Below are 19,049 nucleotides of genomic sequence, written 5' to 3' on the forward strand. Positions count from 1 at the left end.
CTCCTATTTGCTTTCTTTCCTCTTCCGCCCGTAAAGCTCCAGCCTGTGATGCACGATATCGTAGCCAAGCGAGCGGGCGATCTCTTCCTGCAGTTTTTCGATGCTGTCGGAATGGAATTCGATAACATCGCCGGTTTCGATGTCGATCAAATGGTCATGGTGGGAACTGGCCTGCTCGAAACGCGACGGCCCTCCGGCGAAGGCGTGGCGATGAATGGCGCCGCGCTCTTCCAGAAGCTTCATCGTGCGATAGACGGTTGAAAGCGAAATACTCTTGTCCACCGCGACAGCACGGCGAAAAATCTCCATCGCGTCGGGATGGTCGTCCGTGGCAGACAATATGTCGAGAATGACCCGCCTCGGCCGGGTGATCCGCACCCCCGCCGCACGCAATTCCTTCTCATAATCTGGCTTCTGATTCATCCTACCCATAGAGCGGATTATGCGCCAGTTGACAAGGTTTTGCAAAATTTGCGTCCGTCCTCTCTACCCGAGCGCGTGATGCGGAATGCCGGACGATAGGTAATCAGACATCGAAAGGATGATGGAGAAATAAATGGCACGCCCAAGGGGAATCGAACCCCTGTTTCCGCCGTGAGAGGGCGGCGTCCTGGACCGCTAGACGATGGGCGCGCAGCAGCGCCGATATAGCCAAGCGCGAATGAAAGCGCAACGGCTAATCGGCAAAATAATTTCACTCTATGGGACCGAGGCGCATCCGGGCGACGATCCGGGATTTCTTGTAGTCGTAAACGACGATCTCCGTGCCGCCATCGGGCAGCAGCGTTTCGAGCGAAACGAGATCGCCGGAAATGCTTTGCGACAGGAGGCGGGTGCCCGGAGCGAGCGGCACCTGGCTTTCAATGACGGCGGGCGGCGTCTCCGGCACGGGAGCAGCCTGCTGACCGGGGATGTCGGTTCGCACTTCAGGGGTTTCCGGCTCGCTGGGCTGGTTGATCTTGTAGACAACCGCCGCCAGCACGGCCATAAGGCCGACAAGCATGATGCCGATCGAAACCGCCAGCAGCCGCATCATCTTGCGGCGAACTTTTTCCATGGCGGGGTCGAGCGGCGCCTCCGCCGGATACCCCGCCGGATAGGCCTGGCCCTGATGACTGTGATAGGCCTGGCTCTGATGGTCCGGATAGGTCTGGTGATCAGGATAATCCTGATGATATCGATCCTGCATCGAATTATGGTCTCCGGTTCACGCATGAACCCCGAAGTGAGGCATCATGTGGACAAATATGCGGCAGGCCGCGTGATAACGAAGGGAAGTGACGATTGAAAGAGCTAATTGCCGATGCCGATGCCGCGGGAAAGCGCCTCGACCAGTGGCTGGCGGGTGAGCTTGGCCCGGATTTGTCGCGCAGCCGCATCCAGTCGCTAATTTCAGACGGTCAGGTGACGGTGGACGGCAAGCCGGTGCTCGAGCCGAAGGCCAAGCTGCGTGAAGGCATGGTAATCCGCCTTCAAATGCCCGAGCCCGAGCCCGCCGAGCCCGAGGGCGAGGATATCCCGCTCGATATCCTCTACGAGGACGACGACGTCATCGTCATCAACAAGCCGGCTGGGCTCGTGGTCCATCCCGGCAACGGCAATTGGACCGGTACGCTCGTGAACGCGCTGATCCACCATTGCGGCGACACGCTTTCCGGCATTGGCGGCGTCAAGCGGCCCGGCATCGTCCACCGCCTCGACAAGGAGACGACCGGTGTCATGGTTGTCGCCAAGAACGACCGCGCTCATCGTCACCTCTCCGCCCAATTCGCCGACCACGGCCGCACGGGGGAACTCGAACGCGCTTACCTCGCCCTGGTCTGGGGCGCCACCGGCCGCACCCATGGCACGGTGGATGCCCATCTCGGCCGCTCGCATAAAGACCGCACGCGGCAAGCGGTGGTGAGCGAGGCCCGCGACGATGCCCGCCATGCCGTCACGCATTATTCGGTGGTGGAGAAGTTCGGTGCCAGGGAAGACGCAACCGCGCTCGCCTCGCTCATCGAATGCCGCCTTGAAACCGGGCGCACCCACCAGATTCGCGTCCACATGGCCCATATCGGCCATCCCCTGGTGGGCGATATGGAATATGGCAGCGCCTTCAAGACCAAAGCCAACAAGCTGGTGGAGCCGCTGAAACAGATCGTGACGGAATTCCCCCGCCAGGCGCTCCACGCTGAGCTTCTATCCTTCGTCCACCCGGCACGTGAAGAACTCATGACCTTCGAAGCGCCCTTGCCCGAGGATATGGCGGCGTTGGTTGAAGCCTTTCGCATTCACGCAGGATGATGTATAAGGCTTCATCTTCATGTTGCTTGTTCGGATTTGAATTTCTTTTTCGCGAAAAAAGTGAAACTTCTGACGTGATATTTCCGTTCACTTAAGTGTGACGGATTGTTTCCCATCTTAAGGCATCGTGTTTTCGCCAAAATGGTGATTATATAGGTGTCCTTATGCCCCGAGTTGCGAAGGGCAAGCGGGGCGTACCGGGTCTGCCCATGGTGGGGGGCCCGCAGTTCCAAAGAGGAGGGTGCTATATGGCCCAGACCAGTCTTCCAAGCCTTGTTTCCGGCGATGGTGGTCTTACGCGCTATCTGGAGGAAATCAGGCGTTTTCCCATGCTTGAGCCGCAGGAAGAATACATGCTGGCCAAGCGATATCTTGAACATGGCGACCCGCAGGCCGCCCACAAGCTCGTGACGAGCCATTTGCGTCTGGTGGCGAAAATCGCCATGGGCTATCGCGGCTATGGCCTGCCGATAGGCGAAGTCATTTCCGAGGGCAATGTCGGCCTGATGCAAGCGGTCAAGCGCTTCGAGCCGGAGCGCGGTTTCCGCCTCGCCACCTATGCCATGTGGTGGATTAAGGCCTCGATCCAGGAATATATCCTGCGCTCGTGGAGCCTTGTCAAAATGGGCACGACCGCCAATCAGAAGCGCCTGTTCTTCAACCTGCGCAAGGTGAAGAGCAAGATCCAAGCGCTGGATGAAGGCGATCTCAACCCCGAGCAGGTCAGCGAAATCGCCACGCGGCTCAATGTCAGCGAGGAAGAGGTGATCTCGATGAACCGCCGCCTCTCCGGCGACGCCTCCCTCAACGCGCCGATCCGCGCGACCGAAGGCGAATCGGGCGAATGGCAGGACTGGCTCGTCGATGACAGCTCCAGCCAGGAGCAGATTCTGATCGAGCAGGACGAGCTGGAAAACCGCCGCTCCATGCTGTCGGGCGCCATGGCCTCGCTCAACGACCGAGAACGCCGCATCTTCGAAGCGCGCCGCCTCACCGACGAACCGGTGACGCTGGAAGATCTCTCCGCCGAGTTCGGCATCAGCCGCGAGCGCGTGCGCCAGATCGAAGTCCGCGCCTTCGAAAAGGTGCAGGATTCGGTCAAAGCCGCCGCGATCAGCCAGCAGAAGGCGCTGGCGCAAGCCGGGGCGTGATCGTTTCGATTGATTTTTCAAAGCTCCGCCGTTTCGGCGGGGCTTTTTTACGTTTAGCGCCCAGCGAGCAAGCCGCCTCGATGGCGGCGCAGCGCGCAACTCCTACCCCCCCACGCCCCAAGCCCTCAGCACATCATTGAAGACCTTCTCACCCGGCACGCCCTTCTCCACCGTGATCAGCGCGCGGCGCCCGGTGCGGTAGGTGATCGGAATATCGATCCACTGCTGGCGGCGCATAAGCGTCATGTTGGTGTCGATCGCCGTGCGCGCGTCATTCAGCGCCACGATGAAGAGATTGTCGGCGATCTTGTTCGGAATGGCGATCAGCGGGCTGCCCGCCGATTGCTCCGTGTCCTTGAAAGTCACGCGCTGCACATTGTCGATCGCCCCGCCCGGGAAATTCTGCGGCACGGAGAAGATCATCTCGATCAGATGGCTCGCGGGCAATGATTTGTCGGTATTGCGCCGGATAGTCATGCGCAATTTGATGTTGTTCTCCGGGATGGTCACATCAGCGCGAATCGCCGGTTCCGCCGGCTCGCCATCACCGGGCGAATCCTGCACCTCCGACCAGACGACCGATCCCTTCTTTGCCGAGCCTGCCTCCTGGCCGCTACGCTCCTCATAGAAGAAGGCCTGCTGCCCGACGGGAATGGCCGCCTGGGGTGTCTGACCAGTGGCAGGCTGCGGCGCCGCTTGGCTGGTCGCCTCGGCGACGGAGGTGCCCTCGCCCACGCCGGGCTTGTCACCGGCGGGACCTGGGTCCATCTCCGTTCCGTCAGGCATGAGTCGCTGTGTCAGCTTCGCCGGTGCCTGCGGCTGGTTATTGCTGGGGCCGGCATTGCTCGGCGCGGGGGCAGGCTTCTGAGCCGGGGGCGTCGTGGCGGCAGGCTGAACCGCAGCGTCCTTCTCGCCCTCGAACTGAGCCATCAGATTGGCCAGATAGGTCTGTAGCTGATCCTGATTGCTCCAGGCCGCATAGCCCGCGCCGCCGAGGAGCAGCAGCGCGATGAGGCCGTATACGAGCCCCCTGCCGCTGCGGCGGCGTTCGCCGCCATAGGCCGGATCGCGCGCAAAGCTCTCTTCCTCCTCGCGATCATTCTGCCATTCGTCCCGCTCGTTCTCTTCGAGTTCCGGCTCCGCTCTACGGGAGGGCTTCTTGCGCCCACCGGGCGCACGGGACTGTGTGAAGTCCGGCGCCGGCTCAGCCGCAGCAGCGGAGCGCGAGGCCGGGCGGGCGCCTTTTAGAAAATCATCGAGCGGATCGGGACCCGGCTCCGGCTCCCTGGCGAGTGCGCGTCGCGGCGCACGCGGTTCCGGATCCGGCATGGCCGGCTCGACGCGAGGTTCCACGCGGGCGGGCTTCGGCGCTGGCGCGACCGGTCTCGGCGCGGCTTTGGGCGGCACAGCGGGTGCGGGCGGCGCGACGGGCCGCGGCGCCGGTTTCGGCTGGGGCGTTCGGGCAGGCTGCGGCTGGCTTGCAGCGGATGCTCTCGGCGATGGCCCATATTCCGCCTCGATTTGCGCGATGGCGTCTTCCAGCGCCTTGCGTTGCTTGGCGGCGACGGCAGCCGGCGCATTGGCGGCGGCGAGCTTCTGCTCGATCGTCGCGCGGGCCTTGTCGTAGACGCGCTGCCGCAACTCGGGCGTCGGGTCCGCCTGCGCGTCGATCGTCTTCTTCAGTACCGCTGCAAAGTCCGCCATGCCGTGCTGCTCACATTTTGTGAGGTTTTACTACCATCACTCTAATAGTCACAATAAACCATCAAAAGCAAAATCGCGTCGAGATTATGCTTTTGATGGGAATAACTTTGGGACACTCAATCCTGGAAGGGATCCGTCACCAATATGGTATCCTCTCGCTCGGGACTCGTCGAGAGCATCGCGACGGGCGCGCCGATCAGTTCCTCGATATAGCGAACATATTTGACCGCCTGCGCCGGAAGCTCGTTCCACGACCGCGCACCCGCCGTCGTCTCCGACCAGCCGGGCAGCGTCTCATAGATCGGCTTGACGCGCGCCTGCGTGCCCATCGATGCAGGCAGATAATCGATCCGCTTGCCGTCAAGCTCATAGGCGACGCAGATCTTGATCTCTTCCAGCCCGTCAAGCACGTCGAGCTTGGTGAGCGCGATGCCGTTGATGCCGGACGTGCGCACGGTCTGGCGCACGATGACCGCGTCGAACCAGCCGCAGCGGCGCTTGCGTCCCGTCACCACGCCGAACTCATGGCCGCGCGTGCCGAGGAAATTGCCGATCTCGTCATGAAGCTCGGTCGGGAAAGGCCCCTCGCCCACCCGCGTCGTATAGGCCTTGGTGATACCGAGCACATAGCCGATCGCCGTGGGGCCGAGCCCCGAACCGGCGGCGGCCTGCCCGGCCACGGTATTCGATGATGTTACGAACGGATAGGTGCCATGATCGTTGTCGAGCAACGCGCCCTGCGCACCCTCGAAAAGGATGCGGTCGCCTGCCTTGCGGCGCTCATCGAGCACGCGCCAGACCTGATCGATATAGGGCAATATCTCCTCGGCGACAGAGGTGAGCTCGCGCATGATCGCGCCGACCTCGATTTCCTCCAGCCCCATGCCGCGCCGCAGCGCATTGTGATGCGCAAGCAGGCGCTCCACTTTCGGCTCCAGCGTATCGGGCTCGCCAAGGTCGATGACGCGGATGGCGCGACGTCCCACCTTGTCCTCGTAAGCCGGGCCAATGCCGCGCTTGGTTGTGCCGATCTTGAGGCCCGAATTCGAGCCCTCGCGGATTGCATCGAGGTCGCGATGCAGCGACAGGATCAGCGGCGCGTTCTCCGCGATACGCAACACTTCAGGAGAAATGTTAACACCCTGCCCGCGCAGCTTTTCCACCTCGGCGACGAAGTGATGCGGATCGACCACCACGCCATTGCCGATGACGCTGAGCTTGCCGCGCACGAGCCCGGATGGCAGTAAGGAGAGCTTATAGCTGACGCCGTCGATGACGAGCGTATGGCCGGCATTATGGCCGCCCTGATAGCGCACGATCACATCGGCGCGCTCCGACAGCCAGTCGACGATCTTACCCTTGCCCTCGTCGCCCCACTGCGACCCGACGACAACCACATTGGCCATAAAGAAACTCTCCGCTCCGGGCGGAAGCACGCCCGCCATAAAATGCAAACGTGGGCTTCTATAGAGCCTTAGGCTCTTATTGGGAACCATTCTTTACGCTGACAGCGTAAAAGCTATAAGGCGGAAATCACTCGCACCATATAGCGCGCATCCTCAGAATAACTAAGGAGCTTGGCCGTCAGCTCCGGCACATCCGCAATGGCAAAACCTTGTTTCTGCCAGTAGCCCGGCGACCCATTGACCGCCACGAGCGCCATGGAATTAAAACCGTCACGCTCGGCCTGCTTGGCCATCATCTCGATGACGCGGGAGGCGAAGCCGCCGGAGCGGGCTTCAGGCATGAGAGCGATGTCGTGAAGATAATAGATGTCCGCATCATCAGGCAAACGCCCAAGCAGCGTATTCAGCGCCGGTATGCGGTATTTGGTCCAGGGGTGGCTGATGCCATAGCCGGCAATTTCCCCTGCTCTTTCAAGGACGAAGCAGCCCGCGGGATAAAGCGTGAGCCGCTCGGCGAAGACTGCATTGCCCTCGAAGAAATCCGTATGAACGGCAGCCGCAATGGCGCTGACGGCGGGCATATCCTCCCCGCGCATCGCTCGCCATTGCAGCCCATCCGTCATATCAAGCCTCGCCGACATCGAACTCCAGCGGACGTGCGGAGATAATCGCCGTATTGGCGCGCAAATCCTCCAGCACATGTTCCGGAATGCGCTCATCAAGGTACAGCAGCGCGATGGCATCCCCGCCCGGATGGTTACGGCCGAGCGAGAAATTGGCGATATTGACGCCATGCTTGCCGCACACCGTGCCCAGCATGCCGATCATGCCCGGCGTATCGTTGTTGGTGGTATAGAGCATGTGCCGCCCGACTTCAGCGTCGAGATTGATGCCCTTGATCTGGATGAAGCGCGGCTTGCCGTCAGAGAAGCAGGTTCCGGCGATGGAGCGGGTGCGCTCCGTGGTCTTGACCGTCAGCTTGATATAGCCGTCGAACACGCCCGACTTGTCGCGCTTGACCTCGGAGACGATGATGCCCCGCTCCTTCACCATGATCGGCGCGGAGACCATGTTGACATCCGACATCTGAGGCCGGATCAGCCCCGCCAGCGCCGCCGAGACCAGCGCGCGGGTATTCATCGTCGCGGTGATGCCGTCGAACAGCACTTCCACTTCCTGAATCGGCTCGTCCGTCACCTGCCCCACGAATGCGCCCAGCACTTCGGCAAGCTTGACGAAGGGCTTCAGGCGCGGCGCTTCTTCCGCCGTAATCGAGGGCATGTTGATGGCGTTGGAGACAGCGCCCTTGACGAGGTAGTCTGACATCTGCTCGGCCACCTGCAGGGCGACATTTTCCTGCGCTTCCGAGGTCGAGGCGCCCAAATGCGGCGTGCAGACCACATTCGGCAGGTTGAACAATTCGTTCTCCGTCGCCGGCTCCACCTCGAACACGTCAATGCCCGCCCCGGCGACCTTGCCGGACTTCAGCCCTTCGACCAGATCCTTCTCGACGATCAGACCGCCGCGCGCGCAATTGATGATGCGCACGCCCTGCTTCATCTTGGCGATGGCTTCGGCATTGATGATGTTGCGGGTCTTGTCGGTGAGCGGCGTATGCAGCGTGATGAAATCGGCGCGGGCGAAGAGATCGTCCAGTTCCACCTTCTCCACACCCAGCTCCTGCGCACGGGCTTCCGAGAGGAACGGATCAAAGGCGATGACATGCATCTTCAGCCCGACGCCGCGCGTGGCGACGATGGAGCCGATATTGCCGCAGCCGATCACGCCCAGCGTCTTGCCGGTGATCTCGACGCCCATGAAGCGGTTCTTCTCCCACTTGCCGGCGCGGGTGGAGACATCCGCCTCCGGCAGCTGGCGGGCGACGGCGAACATCAGCGCAATGGCGTGCTCGGCTGTCGTGATCGAATTGCCGAACGGCGTGTTCATGACGATGATGCCACGGCGCGATGCGGCCGGAATATCGACATTGTCGACGCCGATACCGGCGCGGCCAATGACCTTGAGGTTTTTTGCGGCAGCGATCAGCTTTTCCGTGACCTTGGTGGCCGAGCGGATGGCAAGACCATCATACTGATCGATGACTTCGAGCAGCTTTTCCTTGTCCTTGCCGAGGTCCGGCAGGTAATCGACCTCGACGCCGCGATCCTTGAAGATCTGCACGGCGGTGGTGGAGAGTTTGTCCGATACGAGTACGCGGGGCATAGGTGATATCCTCTGAATGTCGATGCAGAAAACCCCTCATCCGACCGCTTCGCGGCCACCTTCTCCCACAAGGGGAGAAGGAAGAGCGCCCAGCCTTCTCCCCTTGTGGGAGAAGGTGGCCTCGCGAAGCGAGGTCGGATGAGGGGTATCGAGGCTAATTGAGAAAAATCAGGCCGCTTGTTTCAGCGCGGCCTTCTGATTGGCAAAGGCCCAGTCGAGCCACGCGGTCAGCGCTTCGAGATCGGAAGCCTCCACCGTCGCGCCGGCCCAGATGCGCAGGCCCGAAGGCGCGTCGCGATAGGCGCCGATGTCATAGGCGACGCCTTCCTTGTCGAGCGCCGAGACGATGCCCTTGGCGAAAGCGGCTTGCGCATCCGCATCGAGCGCGGTCACATCGGGATCGACGATGCTGAGGCAGACGGAGGTGTTGGAGCGCGTCTCCGGCTTCACCGCCAGATTGGCGATCCACGGCGTCCGCTCGACCCATGCGTTGAGCACGGCGAAATTCCTGTCCGCACGGGCGATCAGCGCGTCAAGCCCGCCGATCGACCTCGCCCAATTCAGCGCATCGAGATAGTCCTCGACGCAGAGCATGGACGGCGTGTTGATCGTCTCGCCGACGAAGATGCCTTCGATCAGCTTGCCGCCAGAGGTGAGACGGAAAATCTTCGGCAGCGGCCAAGCGGGCTTGTAGGTGAGGAGCCGCTCGACGGCGCGAGGTGACAGGATGAGGATGCCATGCGCACCCTCCCCACCCAGCACTTTCTGCCAGGAGAAGGTGACGACATCGAGCTTGTAGAAATCAAGACGCTGCGCGAAGGCGGCGGAGGTGGCATCGCAGATGGTCAGACCCTTGCGATCTGCCGGGATGAAATCGGCATTCGGCACACGCACGCCCGAGGTCGTACCATTCCAGGTGAAGACCACGTCGCGGTCGAAATCGACTTGTGCGAAATCGATGATCTCACCATAGGGCGCTTCGAAGACACGCGCATCGGCGAGCTTCAACTGCTTGACCACATCGGTGACCCAGCCCGCGCCAAAGCTTTCCCAGGCGACCATGTCCACGCCGCGCTCACCGAGCAGCGACCACAGCGCCATCTCCACAGCGCCGGTATCGGACGCTGGCACGATGCCGATGCGGTAATCGGCGGGCACCTGCAGCACTTCGCGGGTAAGGTCGATGGCGTCCTTCAGCTTGGTCTTGCCGATTTTCGCGCGGTGCGAACGGCCAAGAGGCGCGTCGGCGAGCGCCTGAAGCGACCAGCCGGGATGTTTTGCACAGGGACCGGAAGAAAAATTGGGATTGGCCGGACGCTGGTCCGGCTTCGCGAGATCAGTCATGTTGTATCCTATCCTCTCAGATAGCACGCCTTTCGGTGGGGAAAGGTGGCCCGCTGATGGAGGTATGGGAAACGTCGCTCGCGGTCAAGAAATTTGTTTGGCTGCGACAGCTTTGCACAGGTGAAACGTGGATTGATTTCCACCAATGGTTAAAGTTTAATTCGATTTATCGCAGACAGAAGCAGCAGCATGCGGTGACGTGAACCAGGGCATGCAATCCGGCGAATAGGCGTCCGGACTGAGGCAGGACACAGCCTTGCCTGCGATAGGAGTCGATATCATGTGGTACTGGTTCACGCCAACGCCGCTTTATATCACCCTTACAATACGAAAGACCCGCACGACCTGGCAAGTCACCGTGCGGGTCCAATTCGTCGCGTAAGTGGCAAACGGTTGGCAGGGCTTCGGCCCTGTCAGCCTACTCCAAATATATACTTCATTCCCTTGGAATTTTCAAGCCAACGCCAGAGTGACCCTCCGCGTCTTCAATTCTTATAAACCAGCGCCGGCTCGCCATAGGCCGGCAGCGGCTCGGGCTGGTAGGCTGCTTCCGGGCCGCCGAATTCGTAGCGCAGGCCGACACGGACCTGATGCACGTCGAAGCCCTTGTCGTAACCCTGCACGCCGGTCGCGCCCGCGGCGATGTCGGACGCATCCCAGCCGAAAGCCTTGCCGCCCTTGATGTGCGAATAGCGATAGCCGAAGTCGAGCTTGGTGCTGGAGGTGATATCGACGCTCATGCCGGCCATCAGCGCCCAGGTAAAGCGCGTCGAGGAGAAGCCGCCATGGTCGGCCCAGTAGCTGTCACCGCAGACATTGACATCATGACACCAGGACCGGTTCTTCATCGTGCCGTATTTCAGACGCGTGACGCCAAGACCGCCGCCGATATAGGGCGTGACCTTGCCCCAGGTAATAAGGTCGATATAGGCATTCGCCATCATCTCCCAGGCGCTGACTTTCGAGGTATCATCGAAGGTGACCGCGCCGCCGAACGCCTCGCTCGAGCCGAACACATCCCGCTTCCAATAGCCGAGCGTCGCGTCAGCGCGCAGATATTGGTTGAAGCGATAGCCGACACCGACGCTGAAATCCGTGTTGCCGCGCAGTTCTATCTCGTCATAGTCGAACTCGGTTTTGGTATGGCTGGCCTCGTCCCAGACGCCGTACCGCCCGTCACCCTTGGCGTCGAAACTATGTCCCACATCGCCCCGCAGATACCAGCCGGACACGGCCGCGACCGGCTCCGCGGTAACCGGGGTCTCCACCGGCACCGGTCCCAGGTCCGCGGCAAATGCCGGCGCGGCCAGAAGCGGGCTGGATAATGCTGCTATGAAAATGCGCTTGATGCGTTTCATCTCGAATCCCCACGCGGCAGACAGCTTCTGCCTTTACGTTTCTCGATCATTAACCAAAAATCTTAAGCTGCCGTTAAGCGTGGCTACGCGCGAAAAAGCCCGGCTGAGCCGGGCTTCTGCAAGAAACGATGAGCCAAAGCTCACTTGTAAATGGGCAGCGGCTCTGGCGCATATCCAGCCGACGGAGCGCCGAACTGGTAACGCAAGCCGACGCGGACGTCATGAATGTTCAAGCCGTCATCATGCCCATCGCCGATCCATTGACCGCCGTCGAACATCTTGCCGCCATTGACATGACGGTAGCGGTAACCGGCATCGAGCTTCAGATTCTGCGTGAGGTCGAACGCGACACCCGCCATAAGCGCATAGGTGAAGCGCCAGTTTGCTGCGCCTTCCTGCGTGGTGCCATTCTTGTGATCCACCAGATCATCCCATTTCACACGTGTGCCGCCGATACCAGCGCCGACATAGGGCGTGAAGCCGTTGAAATTCCCTAGATCCACATAAGCATTGGCGAGAATGGAGAGCGCGCTCAGCTTCGAGCGGTCATCAGAACATCCGGCCGGAGAGCACGAACCGCCTTCGAATTTCGACCGGAACATATAATCAGCGGTCAAATCCGTGCGGAAATAATCCGTTACCTGATAGCCGATACCGCCGCCGGCAAGGAACGAGCCCTTGAGGTCACCGTCGAGCGATTTCTCGACGAACGCACCGCACGTGCCGCAACCATTGTTGGGAACGTCATAGGTCGTCTCGCGGAACTTGGACCAGGAGTAGCCGATATCGCCGCGCAGATACCATCCCCCGACCGCGGGTGGCACGACCTCCGGAATAGCAGGCGCTTCCGGCATGGGCGGCGCCAGATCGGCCGCAAGCGCGGAATGAGAGAACCCGGCGGCGGCGAGCATGACCGCACCGGCAATGATGTTTTTGAATTGATGCTGCATGGTGGCTTTTCCCATCCCGAACGTGCCGGCGCTTCGATTCTCGCGCCGAATTCCCACTGACTTCGATCGCGAAAAATAGATGGGAAAGGTTAAACCGTGCTTAACCCTGTTTATTAAGGGAATAGGGGAATAGGGGAATAGGGGAATAGGGGAATAGGGTATCGCGCAACACGGTTATGGCAATAGCCACATACTCCCTTATTCCCTTACTCCCCTACTCCCTTAAGCGGCAGTGCGTATCCCCGAGATCACATTGACGATGTCGTTCACCACCGTCTCGACCAGGGTCCGGTCATCGCCTTCCGCCATGACGCGGATAAGGGGCTCGGTGCCGGAAGGACGGATGACTAGGCGGCCTCCATTGCCCAGGCGGTCGCGTGCATCCTCGATAGCGCTCTTGACGGTGGTGTCCTCCAGCGGCTTGCCGCCCTTGGTGCGCACATTCTTCAAAAGCTGCGGCACCGGGTCGAACTTGCGGCAGACCTCGCTCAATGGCCGGCCCTGCTCCTGCATAACGGCGAGGATCTGCAGGGCCGAAACGAGCCCGTCGCCGGTGGTCGAGAAATCGGAAAGCACGATATGGCCGGACTGCTCGCCGCCGACATTGAAGCCATGCTCGCGCATGTGCTCGACCACATAGCGGTCGCCCACCTTGGTGCGCGCCAGCGACAGGCCCATAGCCGCAAGGAAGCGCTCAAGGCCGAGATTGGACATGACGGTGGCGACGATGCCATTGCCCGTCAACCGGTTCGTTTTCGCCCAGGATTCGGCAATGACGGCCATCAGCTGGTCGCCATCGATGACATTGCCGCCCTCGTCCACCATCAGCACGCGGTCGGCGTCGCCGTCGAGCGCGATGCCTAGATCGGCCCGCACTTCATGCACCTTCTTGATCAGGCCGATAGGATGCGTCGAGCCGCAATCCTCGTTGATGTTGACGCCGTTCGGCTCGTTGTTGATCGTCACGACTTCTGCGCCAAGCTCCCAAAGCGCCGAAGGGGCGACCTTGTAAGCCGCGCCATTGGCGCAATCGACGACGATGCGCAGGCCCGCCAGCGAAAGATTGCGCGGCAGCGTGCGCTTGGCAAACTCGGTGTAGCGATAAATATCGCCCTCGACGCGCTTCGCCCGCCCGATATCGCCATTGCCGGCGAGCTTGGCGTACATGTCCTCCTCGATGAGCTTTTCGATCTGCAATTCCAGCTCGTCGGAAAGCTTGAAGCCGTCAGGCCCGAACAGCTTGATGCCGTTATCATAGTAAGGATTGTGCGAGGCGGAGATCATCACGCCGATATCGGCACGAAGCGAGCGGCAGAGCATCGCCACCGCCGGCGTGGGAATGGGGCCGAGCAAGAACACGTCCATGCCGGTTGCCGTAAAGCCCGCAACCAGCGCATTCTCCAGCATATAGCCGGAACGACGGGTATCCTTGCCGATCACCACACGCTTGCCCTGGCCCGTCTCACGAAAGAGGAGACCGACGGCCATGCCGACCTTCATGGCAATGTCAGGCGTCATGGGAAAGCTGTTGGCTCTTCCGCGAATACCATCCGTTCCGAAATATTTCCGACTCATAACCACGCCTTATCTAAGCGAACCCCAAACCTCTATGCTTTATCGCAAAAACAGCGGGGTCCTGCAATTCCGCTCACACGGGTAGCACCATAATAACTTGGAGGGGTGAAAAAGAGGCAAACAAAGGCGGCGGAGCGATTTCCCACTCACTTTGCATTTATAAATGAAACAGCCGGGCAATACCCGGCTGTTCTAAACAGTATCGAAATGTCCGCGTCAGGATTGCGGCTGCGGCTCCATGCCGGTGTCCGGCTCGTTGCCCGATGTCTTGCGCTTGCGCGTCGTGCCACCGGCCTTCGGCACGCTAGACCCGCGCGATGGCGGGGTATCGTCACCGAGGTCGCGGGCCGGCTTCTGCCCGGCGCACAGCGCCTTCAGTTCCTCGCCCGTCAGCGTCTCATATTCTAGCAGACCTTCGGCAATGGCGATCCAGTCCTTCTTCTTCTTGGTCAGGATCGTGCGCGCTTCGTTATAGGCATTGTCGATGAGCTGACGCACTTCCGCGTCGATCAGCTGCGCCGTTTCCTCCGACACGTTCTGCTGGCGGGCAACGGAGTGGCCGAGGAAGACTTCTTCCTGGTTCTCGCCGTAGGCCACCTGGCCCAGCTTGTCGGAGAAGCCCCAGCGCGTCACCATGGCGCGGGCAAGCTTGGTCGCCTGCTCGATGTCGGAGGAAGCGCCGGAGGTGATGTTCTCCTTGCCGAACTTCAATTCCTCGGCAACGCGCCCGCCCATCATGATCGCGAGCCGGGACACCATCCACTTATAGCTCATCGAATATTTGTCGCCTTCCGGCAATTGCATCACCATGCCGAGCGCGCGCCCGCGCGGAATAATGGTTGCCTTATGCACGGGATCGGCGACCGGCACGTTCATGGCAACGACCGCATGGCCGGCCTCGTGATAGGCGGTCAGTTCCTTCTCGGCCTGCGTCATGGCGCTGGAGCGGCGCTCCGCGCCCATCATCACCTTGTCCTTGGCATCCTCGAATTCGAGCATGGTGACGAGGCGCTTGTTGCGCCGCGCCGCCATCAGCGCCGCCTCATTGACGAGGTTCATAAGGTCCGCACCCGAGAAGCCCGGCGTACCGCGCGCCAGCACCTTCAGGTCCACATTGGGCGCCAGCGGCACATTGCGGACGTGAACCTTCAAGATCTTCTCGCGGCCAGCCACATCCGGGTTCGGCACGACAACCTGACGGTCGAAACGGCCCGGACGCAGCAGTGCTGGGTCGAGCACATCAGGACGGTTGGTCGCGGCGATAAGGATGATGCCTTCATTGGCCTCGAAGCCGTCCATCTCGACCAGAAGCTGGTTCAGCGTCTGCTCGCGCTCGTCATTGCCGCCGCCGAGACCGGCGCCGCGGTGACGGCCCACCGCATCGATTTCGTCGATGAAGATGATGCAGGGCGCGTTCTTCTTGGCCTGCTCGAACATGTCGCGGACACGGCTCGCGCCGACGCCGACGAACATTTCGACGAAGTCGGAACCCGAAATGGTGAAGAACGGCACATTCGCTTCGCCGGCGATGGCGCGCGCCAGCAGTGTCTTACCCGTTCCCGGAGGGCCGACGAGCAGCACGCCGCGCGGAATGCGCCCGCCGAGGCGCTGGAACTTCTGCGGATCGCGCAGGAATTCGACGATCTCTTCGAGGTCTTCCTTGGCCTCATCCACGCCCGCCACGTCCTGAAAGGTGACGCGGCCATGCGCTTCGGTCAGAAGCTTGGCCTTAGACTTGCCGAAACCCATCGCCCCGCGCGAGCCGCCCTGCATCTGGCGCATGAAGAAAATCCACACGCCGAGGATCAGGATCATCGGCAGCCAGGAAAGCAGGATACCGACGAGAGAGCTGGAGCCATCCGTCTCGGGCCGGGCCGTGATTGCGACGCCCTTGGCTTCCAGACGAGAGACAAGCTCATTATCGCCCGGAGAGTAGGTCTGGAAGGACGACCCGCTGTCCGAATAGGTCCCCGTGATCCGCTCGCCGGTGATCGTGACCGATTTGACCCGTCCGCCCGAGACATCGCTGATGAACTGCGAATAGGGAATCTCGCGCGATGCCGTACGCTGCGCCGGGCTCTGGAACAGGTTGAAAAGCGCAATCAGGAGAAGGGCAATAATCGCCCACAGGGCGAAGTTGCGATAGTTGGGATTCATAACGGGTCCAATCGGTCAACACTTCCGCCCCAAAACCCGGGAACGGCGATTTTGAACTAACATAGGTTCGAAGCGAGGCCTTGCCAAGGCAAGCATGAAGCGTAGCATCAAATCTTATAGCACTGGTTTACAAACGCGTTGCGTAGCCGAGCATTTTCCAGCCGGGCGAACCTTGGCACCGCACAAATGCAGCTAAAATAATGGCGGTGCGGGATAACAAGCCAAGCCGAACAGACGCCGGACCGCATTGGCGAGCATGATATCGTGACCCGGCAAGACCTCGTCATACAGGGCGATGCGACGCTTTAACTCAACCCCCTCGGGCAGGAACCGTCCTCTCGTCAGGGCGGGAACATCCGTGAGAGCGCCATCGATCGTGACAGCCGGCCCCGCCAGCACCGCAGCGCGGCGGAAATGTGCGCGCTCAATCCCCTTCTCGCGGCTGAAACTTTCAAATTCCGAAGCAGAAGGCGGCGCGATTCGCAGGGCTTCGCCACCCAGCAGATGATTGGCAACCGCAAACCGCCCGTCCCAGATGCCGCTCTCTCCCGGCATCAGCTGCAATTCCGGCAGGCCGCGCGCCTCCCGCCAGATGAGATGCCGCCGCGCGCCGCGCTGAACGATGGCACGGCTGAGCGCCAGTCTGGCCGACCCCTCCCCCTTGAGATGCAGGAGAAGACGCTCCCGCTCCCCCGTACCGGGTAGGAAACTGCGCCCGCCCATGACCGCCGCGAGAACGCCCAGCGCCAGCGCAGCGACATCTTGTCTCGCCTCCCTCAAGCCTCCCGCATCGATGCTTGCCACCTCGCCCGGCTCGATGGAGACGCTCGTGGAGAGAAAATCCGCAACCGCCTCGCTTTGGGTCTGGCGGGTTGCCGCCATCGAAGCGATCTTGTTCAGAAGCGCCTCAATATTTCCGTCATACCAAGCGCCCTCGCCCTTCGAGGCTCGCTGCGCGAGCACCTCAGGATGAGGGCTACTGGAACGCCGCACTTCTTCACCCCCCTCACCCTCAAGCCGCGCACCGTCCTCCTCAATATAGCCGCCAGAGCGCCGAGGCCCTTCACCCTCATCCTGAGGTGCTCGCGCAGCGAGCCTCGAAGGGCGAGGGTGAAGGGAGGGATTGGCCCCTATAGCGGCGCGAACCCTCGGGCGCTCGAATGCCGGATTTTCATTCGTTGGATCGTCGAACCACCCAATCTTCCGCTCGGTCAGAAACGTCCGCAACGCCTGCCTTTTCACATCCAACAGTGGCCGCACCAGCCAGAACTGCCCACCAAGCAAGGTAACATCGGCCATCCCTGCCAGCCCGCGCCCTTCCCCGCGCGCTTCGCGCATGAGGAATGTTTCGATCTGGTCGTCCTGCGTGTGGCCGGTGAGGATGATCCGCGCTCCCGCCTCCCCCGCCGCTTCGGTCAGAAGCTGGTAGCGCGCCGCGCGGGCCGCAGCGGGAATGCCGGTGCGGGGCTTCTCGCCTTCCCAGCGCATAATCCGATGCTCGATGCCATGCTCCCGGCATAGCCGCGCGACTGCCCTCGCCTCGTCAGCCGATTCGGGCCTGAGGCCGTGATCGACGGTCACCGCGATCAGCCTTGGCGCATCCGCGCGCGTCGAAAAATAATCCCTGAGAAGAAAGAGAAGCGCGAGCGAGTCCCCGCCGCCCGAAACCGCCGCCACGACCGCCTCATTACCGCCGAAATCGAACGGCGAGAAGATCGTGGCTGGATCGAGATCAGCAGCGGTTCTTGGCACGCTCTTCCGTCACACGTTTCAACACGGCCTGCGATGCGCCCGGATAGCGCACGGGCACTTCGGCGAAGGTGGCGCAGGCGACCTCATGGTCTTTCATCTTCGACAGCGTCATGCCGAGCTTCAATAGGTTTTCCGCGCCGCGCTTCGAATCCGGATAATCGCGCTGCGTATCGATGAAGACGGTCGCCGCTTCCGGATAGCGCTCCTGCCCGTAGAGCGATTCGCCCAGCCAGAACCGCGCGTCTGATGTCATCGGGTCGGCGGGATAGCGCTTGATATGCTCGCGAAATCCCTTTTCCGCCGCACGGTAATCGCCGGACAGGATGTTCTGGTAGGCGAATTTGTAAAGCTCGTTGGGATTGTCCGTTTCCGGCAGCGCGGCGATGGTGTTGCCGCCCGCCGGCACCGAAGGCGCCGGGCCGCTGCCCTGGGTGGCGGCCTCATCCATCGTCTCGCCGATTACATTGCCATTGGCGTCGAAGCGGATCGAACCCAGGGAGCGGGGCGGAATGCCCGTACCGTTCGATGTGCCTTGCGGATCAATGGCGATGGAATCGGCGCTCGCGGACGAGCCCGAAGCCGATGGGGAAGCGGGAGCAGCGGGCGAGGCATCTCCCGATGCCTCGCCGTTCGCCGCGCGGGAAGCGGACGCGACCGCCCTGTCCTGGCGGCCGCCCGCATCCGAGCGCTTGTTCTTCTCGAGTTCCTGAAAGCGGAACTCATTGTCTTCCTGCACCTTGCGCATCTGCTCCTGCATCTGGAGGATCTGGAAGTTCAGTTCCTCGATCTTGCCGGTCAGGTTGCGCACCTGCTCCTCGAGCTGGCTCACGCGCGGGTCGGCCACCTGCGCGAACACCTGCCCGGCAAGCAGCGGCAGAAGCGCCAGGCCCAGTATCAGTTTCTTCAGCGATCCATTCATTCCACTTTGCCCCTTCGGTACCCCTATCCCTAAGCATGATCTCCGAACTGCCGGACAGAACCATGCAGCCAAAAGAAAAATACAGCCTCGTCGGCCCGGCTCTTTATCGGTCCCTACCCTACTGGAGGCAAGCAAGTTCGTCCAAAATTTGTTTAAAACGAAAAAGCGGCCGGATGGCCGCCTTTCCTTTATTCGCTGTGATGTTTTTGCAAGCCCGCTTA

General features: G+C 61.3%; 14 protein-coding genes, 1 tRNA gene and 1 pseudogene. 2 read left to right on the top strand and 14 right to left on the bottom strand.

Going from position 1 to position 19,049, the window contains the following annotated elements:
* Positions 1 to 3 precede the first annotated feature (3 nt).
* The 3 genes from ACOWVG_RS07960 to ACOWVG_RS07970 all read right to left on the bottom strand — a co-directional run bounded on the left by ACOWVG_RS07960 (position 4) and on the right by ACOWVG_RS07970 (position 1,189).
* Positions 4 to 432 (bottom strand): Fur family transcriptional regulator, encoded by a 429-nt coding sequence (locus ACOWVG_RS07960; RefSeq protein WP_420961270.1) that lies wholly within the window; start codon positions 430 to 432, stop codon positions 4 to 6.
* Positions 433 to 557: 125 nt separating this feature from the next.
* Positions 558 to 633: transfer RNA gene (locus ACOWVG_RS07965), tRNA-Glu, on the bottom strand.
* Between the two features lie 61 nt (positions 634 to 694).
* Positions 695 to 1,189 (bottom strand): hypothetical protein, encoded by a 495-nt coding sequence (locus ACOWVG_RS07970; RefSeq protein ID WP_420961272.1) that lies wholly within the window; start codon positions 1,187 to 1,189, stop codon positions 695 to 697.
* Between the two features lie 95 nt (positions 1,190 to 1,284).
* On the opposite strand from ACOWVG_RS07970, the gene ACOWVG_RS07975 reads away from it, so the two are divergent.
* The gene (locus ACOWVG_RS07975; protein ID WP_420961273.1) at positions 1,285 to 2,289 is read left to right on the top strand and encodes an RluA family pseudouridine synthase; all 1,005 of its coding nucleotides are present in this window, start codon (positions 1,285 to 1,287) and stop codon (positions 2,287 to 2,289) included.
* A 248-nt stretch (positions 2,290 to 2,537) separates the two neighbouring features.
* A complete protein-coding gene (rpoH, locus tag ACOWVG_RS07980) occupies positions 2,538 to 3,440 on the top strand; it encodes an RNA polymerase sigma factor RpoH (protein WP_420961275.1) in 903 nt (300 codons plus the stop codon).
* A 102-nt stretch (positions 3,441 to 3,542) separates the two neighbouring features.
* Here rpoH and ACOWVG_RS07985 read toward each other — a convergent pair whose 3' ends face one another.
* The 11 genes and pseudogenes from ACOWVG_RS07985 to ybgF form a co-directional block, all read right to left on the bottom strand.
* Positions 3,543 to 5,144, bottom strand: a complete 1,602-nt coding sequence (locus ACOWVG_RS07985; protein WP_420961276.1) for a transcriptional regulator — start codon at positions 5,142 to 5,144, stop codon at positions 3,543 to 3,545.
* A gap of 116 nt (positions 5,145 to 5,260) precedes the next feature.
* Positions 5,261 to 6,550: an adenylosuccinate synthase gene (locus ACOWVG_RS07990; RefSeq protein WP_420961277.1), complete on the bottom strand. Its 1,290-nt coding sequence runs from the start codon at positions 6,548 to 6,550 to the stop codon at positions 5,261 to 5,263.
* Between the two features lie 113 nt (positions 6,551 to 6,663).
* Positions 6,664 to 7,191, bottom strand: coding sequence for a GNAT family N-acetyltransferase (locus ACOWVG_RS07995; RefSeq protein ID WP_420961279.1), 528 nt, complete (start codon positions 7,189 to 7,191; stop codon positions 6,664 to 6,666).
* Positions 7,175 to 8,773: a phosphoglycerate dehydrogenase gene (gene serA / locus ACOWVG_RS08000; RefSeq protein WP_420961281.1), complete on the bottom strand. Its 1,599-nt coding sequence runs from the start codon at positions 8,771 to 8,773 to the stop codon at positions 7,175 to 7,177. The genes ACOWVG_RS07995 and serA overlap by 17 nt, the downstream gene beginning before the upstream one ends.
* Before the next feature lie 168 nt (positions 8,774 to 8,941).
* Positions 8,942 to 10,117: a phosphoserine transaminase gene (locus tag ACOWVG_RS08005; protein WP_420961283.1), complete on the bottom strand. Its 1,176-nt coding sequence runs from the start codon at positions 10,115 to 10,117 to the stop codon at positions 8,942 to 8,944.
* Between the two features lie 485 nt (positions 10,118 to 10,602).
* Complete coding sequence (locus ACOWVG_RS08010; RefSeq protein WP_420961284.1) at positions 10,603 to 11,475, bottom strand: outer membrane protein; 873 nt, start codon at positions 11,473 to 11,475, stop codon at positions 10,603 to 10,605.
* A gap of 140 nt (positions 11,476 to 11,615) precedes the next feature.
* On the bottom strand, positions 11,616 to 12,425 hold the full coding sequence (locus tag ACOWVG_RS08015) for an outer membrane protein (protein WP_420961285.1): 810 nt from the start codon (positions 12,423 to 12,425) through the stop codon (positions 11,616 to 11,618).
* Positions 12,426 to 12,647: 222 nt separating this feature from the next.
* A complete protein-coding gene (gene glmM, locus ACOWVG_RS08020) occupies positions 12,648 to 14,000 on the bottom strand; it encodes a phosphoglucosamine mutase (RefSeq protein ID WP_420961286.1) in 1,353 nt (450 codons plus the stop codon).
* A gap of 216 nt (positions 14,001 to 14,216) precedes the next feature.
* Positions 14,217 to 16,157 (bottom strand): ATP-dependent zinc metalloprotease FtsH, encoded by a 1,941-nt coding sequence (gene ftsH / locus ACOWVG_RS08025; RefSeq protein WP_420961288.1) that lies wholly within the window; start codon positions 16,155 to 16,157, stop codon positions 14,217 to 14,219.
* Positions 16,158 to 17,282: 1,125 nt separating this feature from the next.
* Positions 17,283 to 17,909, bottom strand: a pseudogene (gene tilS / locus ACOWVG_RS08030) (tRNA lysidine(34) synthetase TilS); the annotation flags it as partial.
* Positions 17,890 to 18,828 (bottom strand): tol-pal system protein YbgF, encoded by a 939-nt coding sequence (gene ybgF / locus ACOWVG_RS08035; protein WP_420961289.1) that lies wholly within the window; start codon positions 18,826 to 18,828, stop codon positions 17,890 to 17,892. The pseudogene tilS and the gene ybgF, both read right to left, overlap by 20 nt.
* Positions 18,829 to 19,049 lie beyond the last annotated feature (221 nt).

This window comes from Brucella sp. IR073 (assembly GCF_049065735.1).
Taxonomy (GTDB): Bacteria; Pseudomonadota; Alphaproteobacteria; order Rhizobiales; family Rhizobiaceae; genus Paramesorhizobium.

Excerpts from the sequence above, each read along its gene's own strand:
- ACOWVG_RS07960 (WP_420961270.1), bottom strand. The coding sequence starts at position 432 with ATGGGTAGGATGAATCAGAAGCCAGATTATGAGAAGGAATTGCGTGCG.
- serA (WP_420961281.1), bottom strand. The coding sequence starts at position 8,773 with ATGCCCCGCGTACTCGTATCGGACAAACTCTCCACCACCGCCGTGCAG.
- ACOWVG_RS08015 (WP_420961285.1), bottom strand. The coding sequence starts at position 12,425 with ATGCAGCATCAATTCAAAAACATCATTGCCGGTGCGGTCATGCTCGCC.
- ACOWVG_RS08005 (WP_420961283.1), bottom strand. The coding sequence starts at position 10,117 with ATGACTGATCTCGCGAAGCCGGACCAGCGTCCGGCCAATCCCAATTTT.
- ybgF (WP_420961289.1), bottom strand. The coding sequence starts at position 18,828 with ATGAATGGATCGCTGAAGAAACTGATACTGGGCCTGGCGCTTCTGCCG.
- ACOWVG_RS07985 (WP_420961276.1), bottom strand. The coding sequence starts at position 5,144 with ATGGCGGACTTTGCAGCGGTACTGAAGAAGACGATCGACGCGCAGGCG.
- glmM (WP_420961286.1), bottom strand. The coding sequence starts at position 14,000 with ATGAGTCGGAAATATTTCGGAACGGATGGTATTCGCGGAAGAGCCAAC.
- ftsH (WP_420961288.1), bottom strand. The coding sequence starts at position 16,157 with ATGAATCCCAACTATCGCAACTTCGCCCTGTGGGCGATTATTGCCCTT.
- ACOWVG_RS07990 (WP_420961277.1), bottom strand. The coding sequence starts at position 6,550 with ATGGCCAATGTGGTTGTCGTCGGGTCGCAGTGGGGCGACGAGGGCAAG.
- rpoH (WP_420961275.1), top strand. The coding sequence starts at position 2,538 with ATGGCCCAGACCAGTCTTCCAAGCCTTGTTTCCGGCGATGGTGGTCTT.
- ACOWVG_RS08010 (WP_420961284.1), bottom strand. The coding sequence starts at position 11,475 with ATGAAACGCATCAAGCGCATTTTCATAGCAGCATTATCCAGCCCGCTT.
- ACOWVG_RS07970 (WP_420961272.1), bottom strand. The coding sequence starts at position 1,189 with ATGCAGGATCGATATCATCAGGATTATCCTGATCACCAGACCTATCCG.
- ACOWVG_RS07995 (WP_420961279.1), bottom strand. The coding sequence starts at position 7,191 with ATGTCGGCGAGGCTTGATATGACGGATGGGCTGCAATGGCGAGCGATG.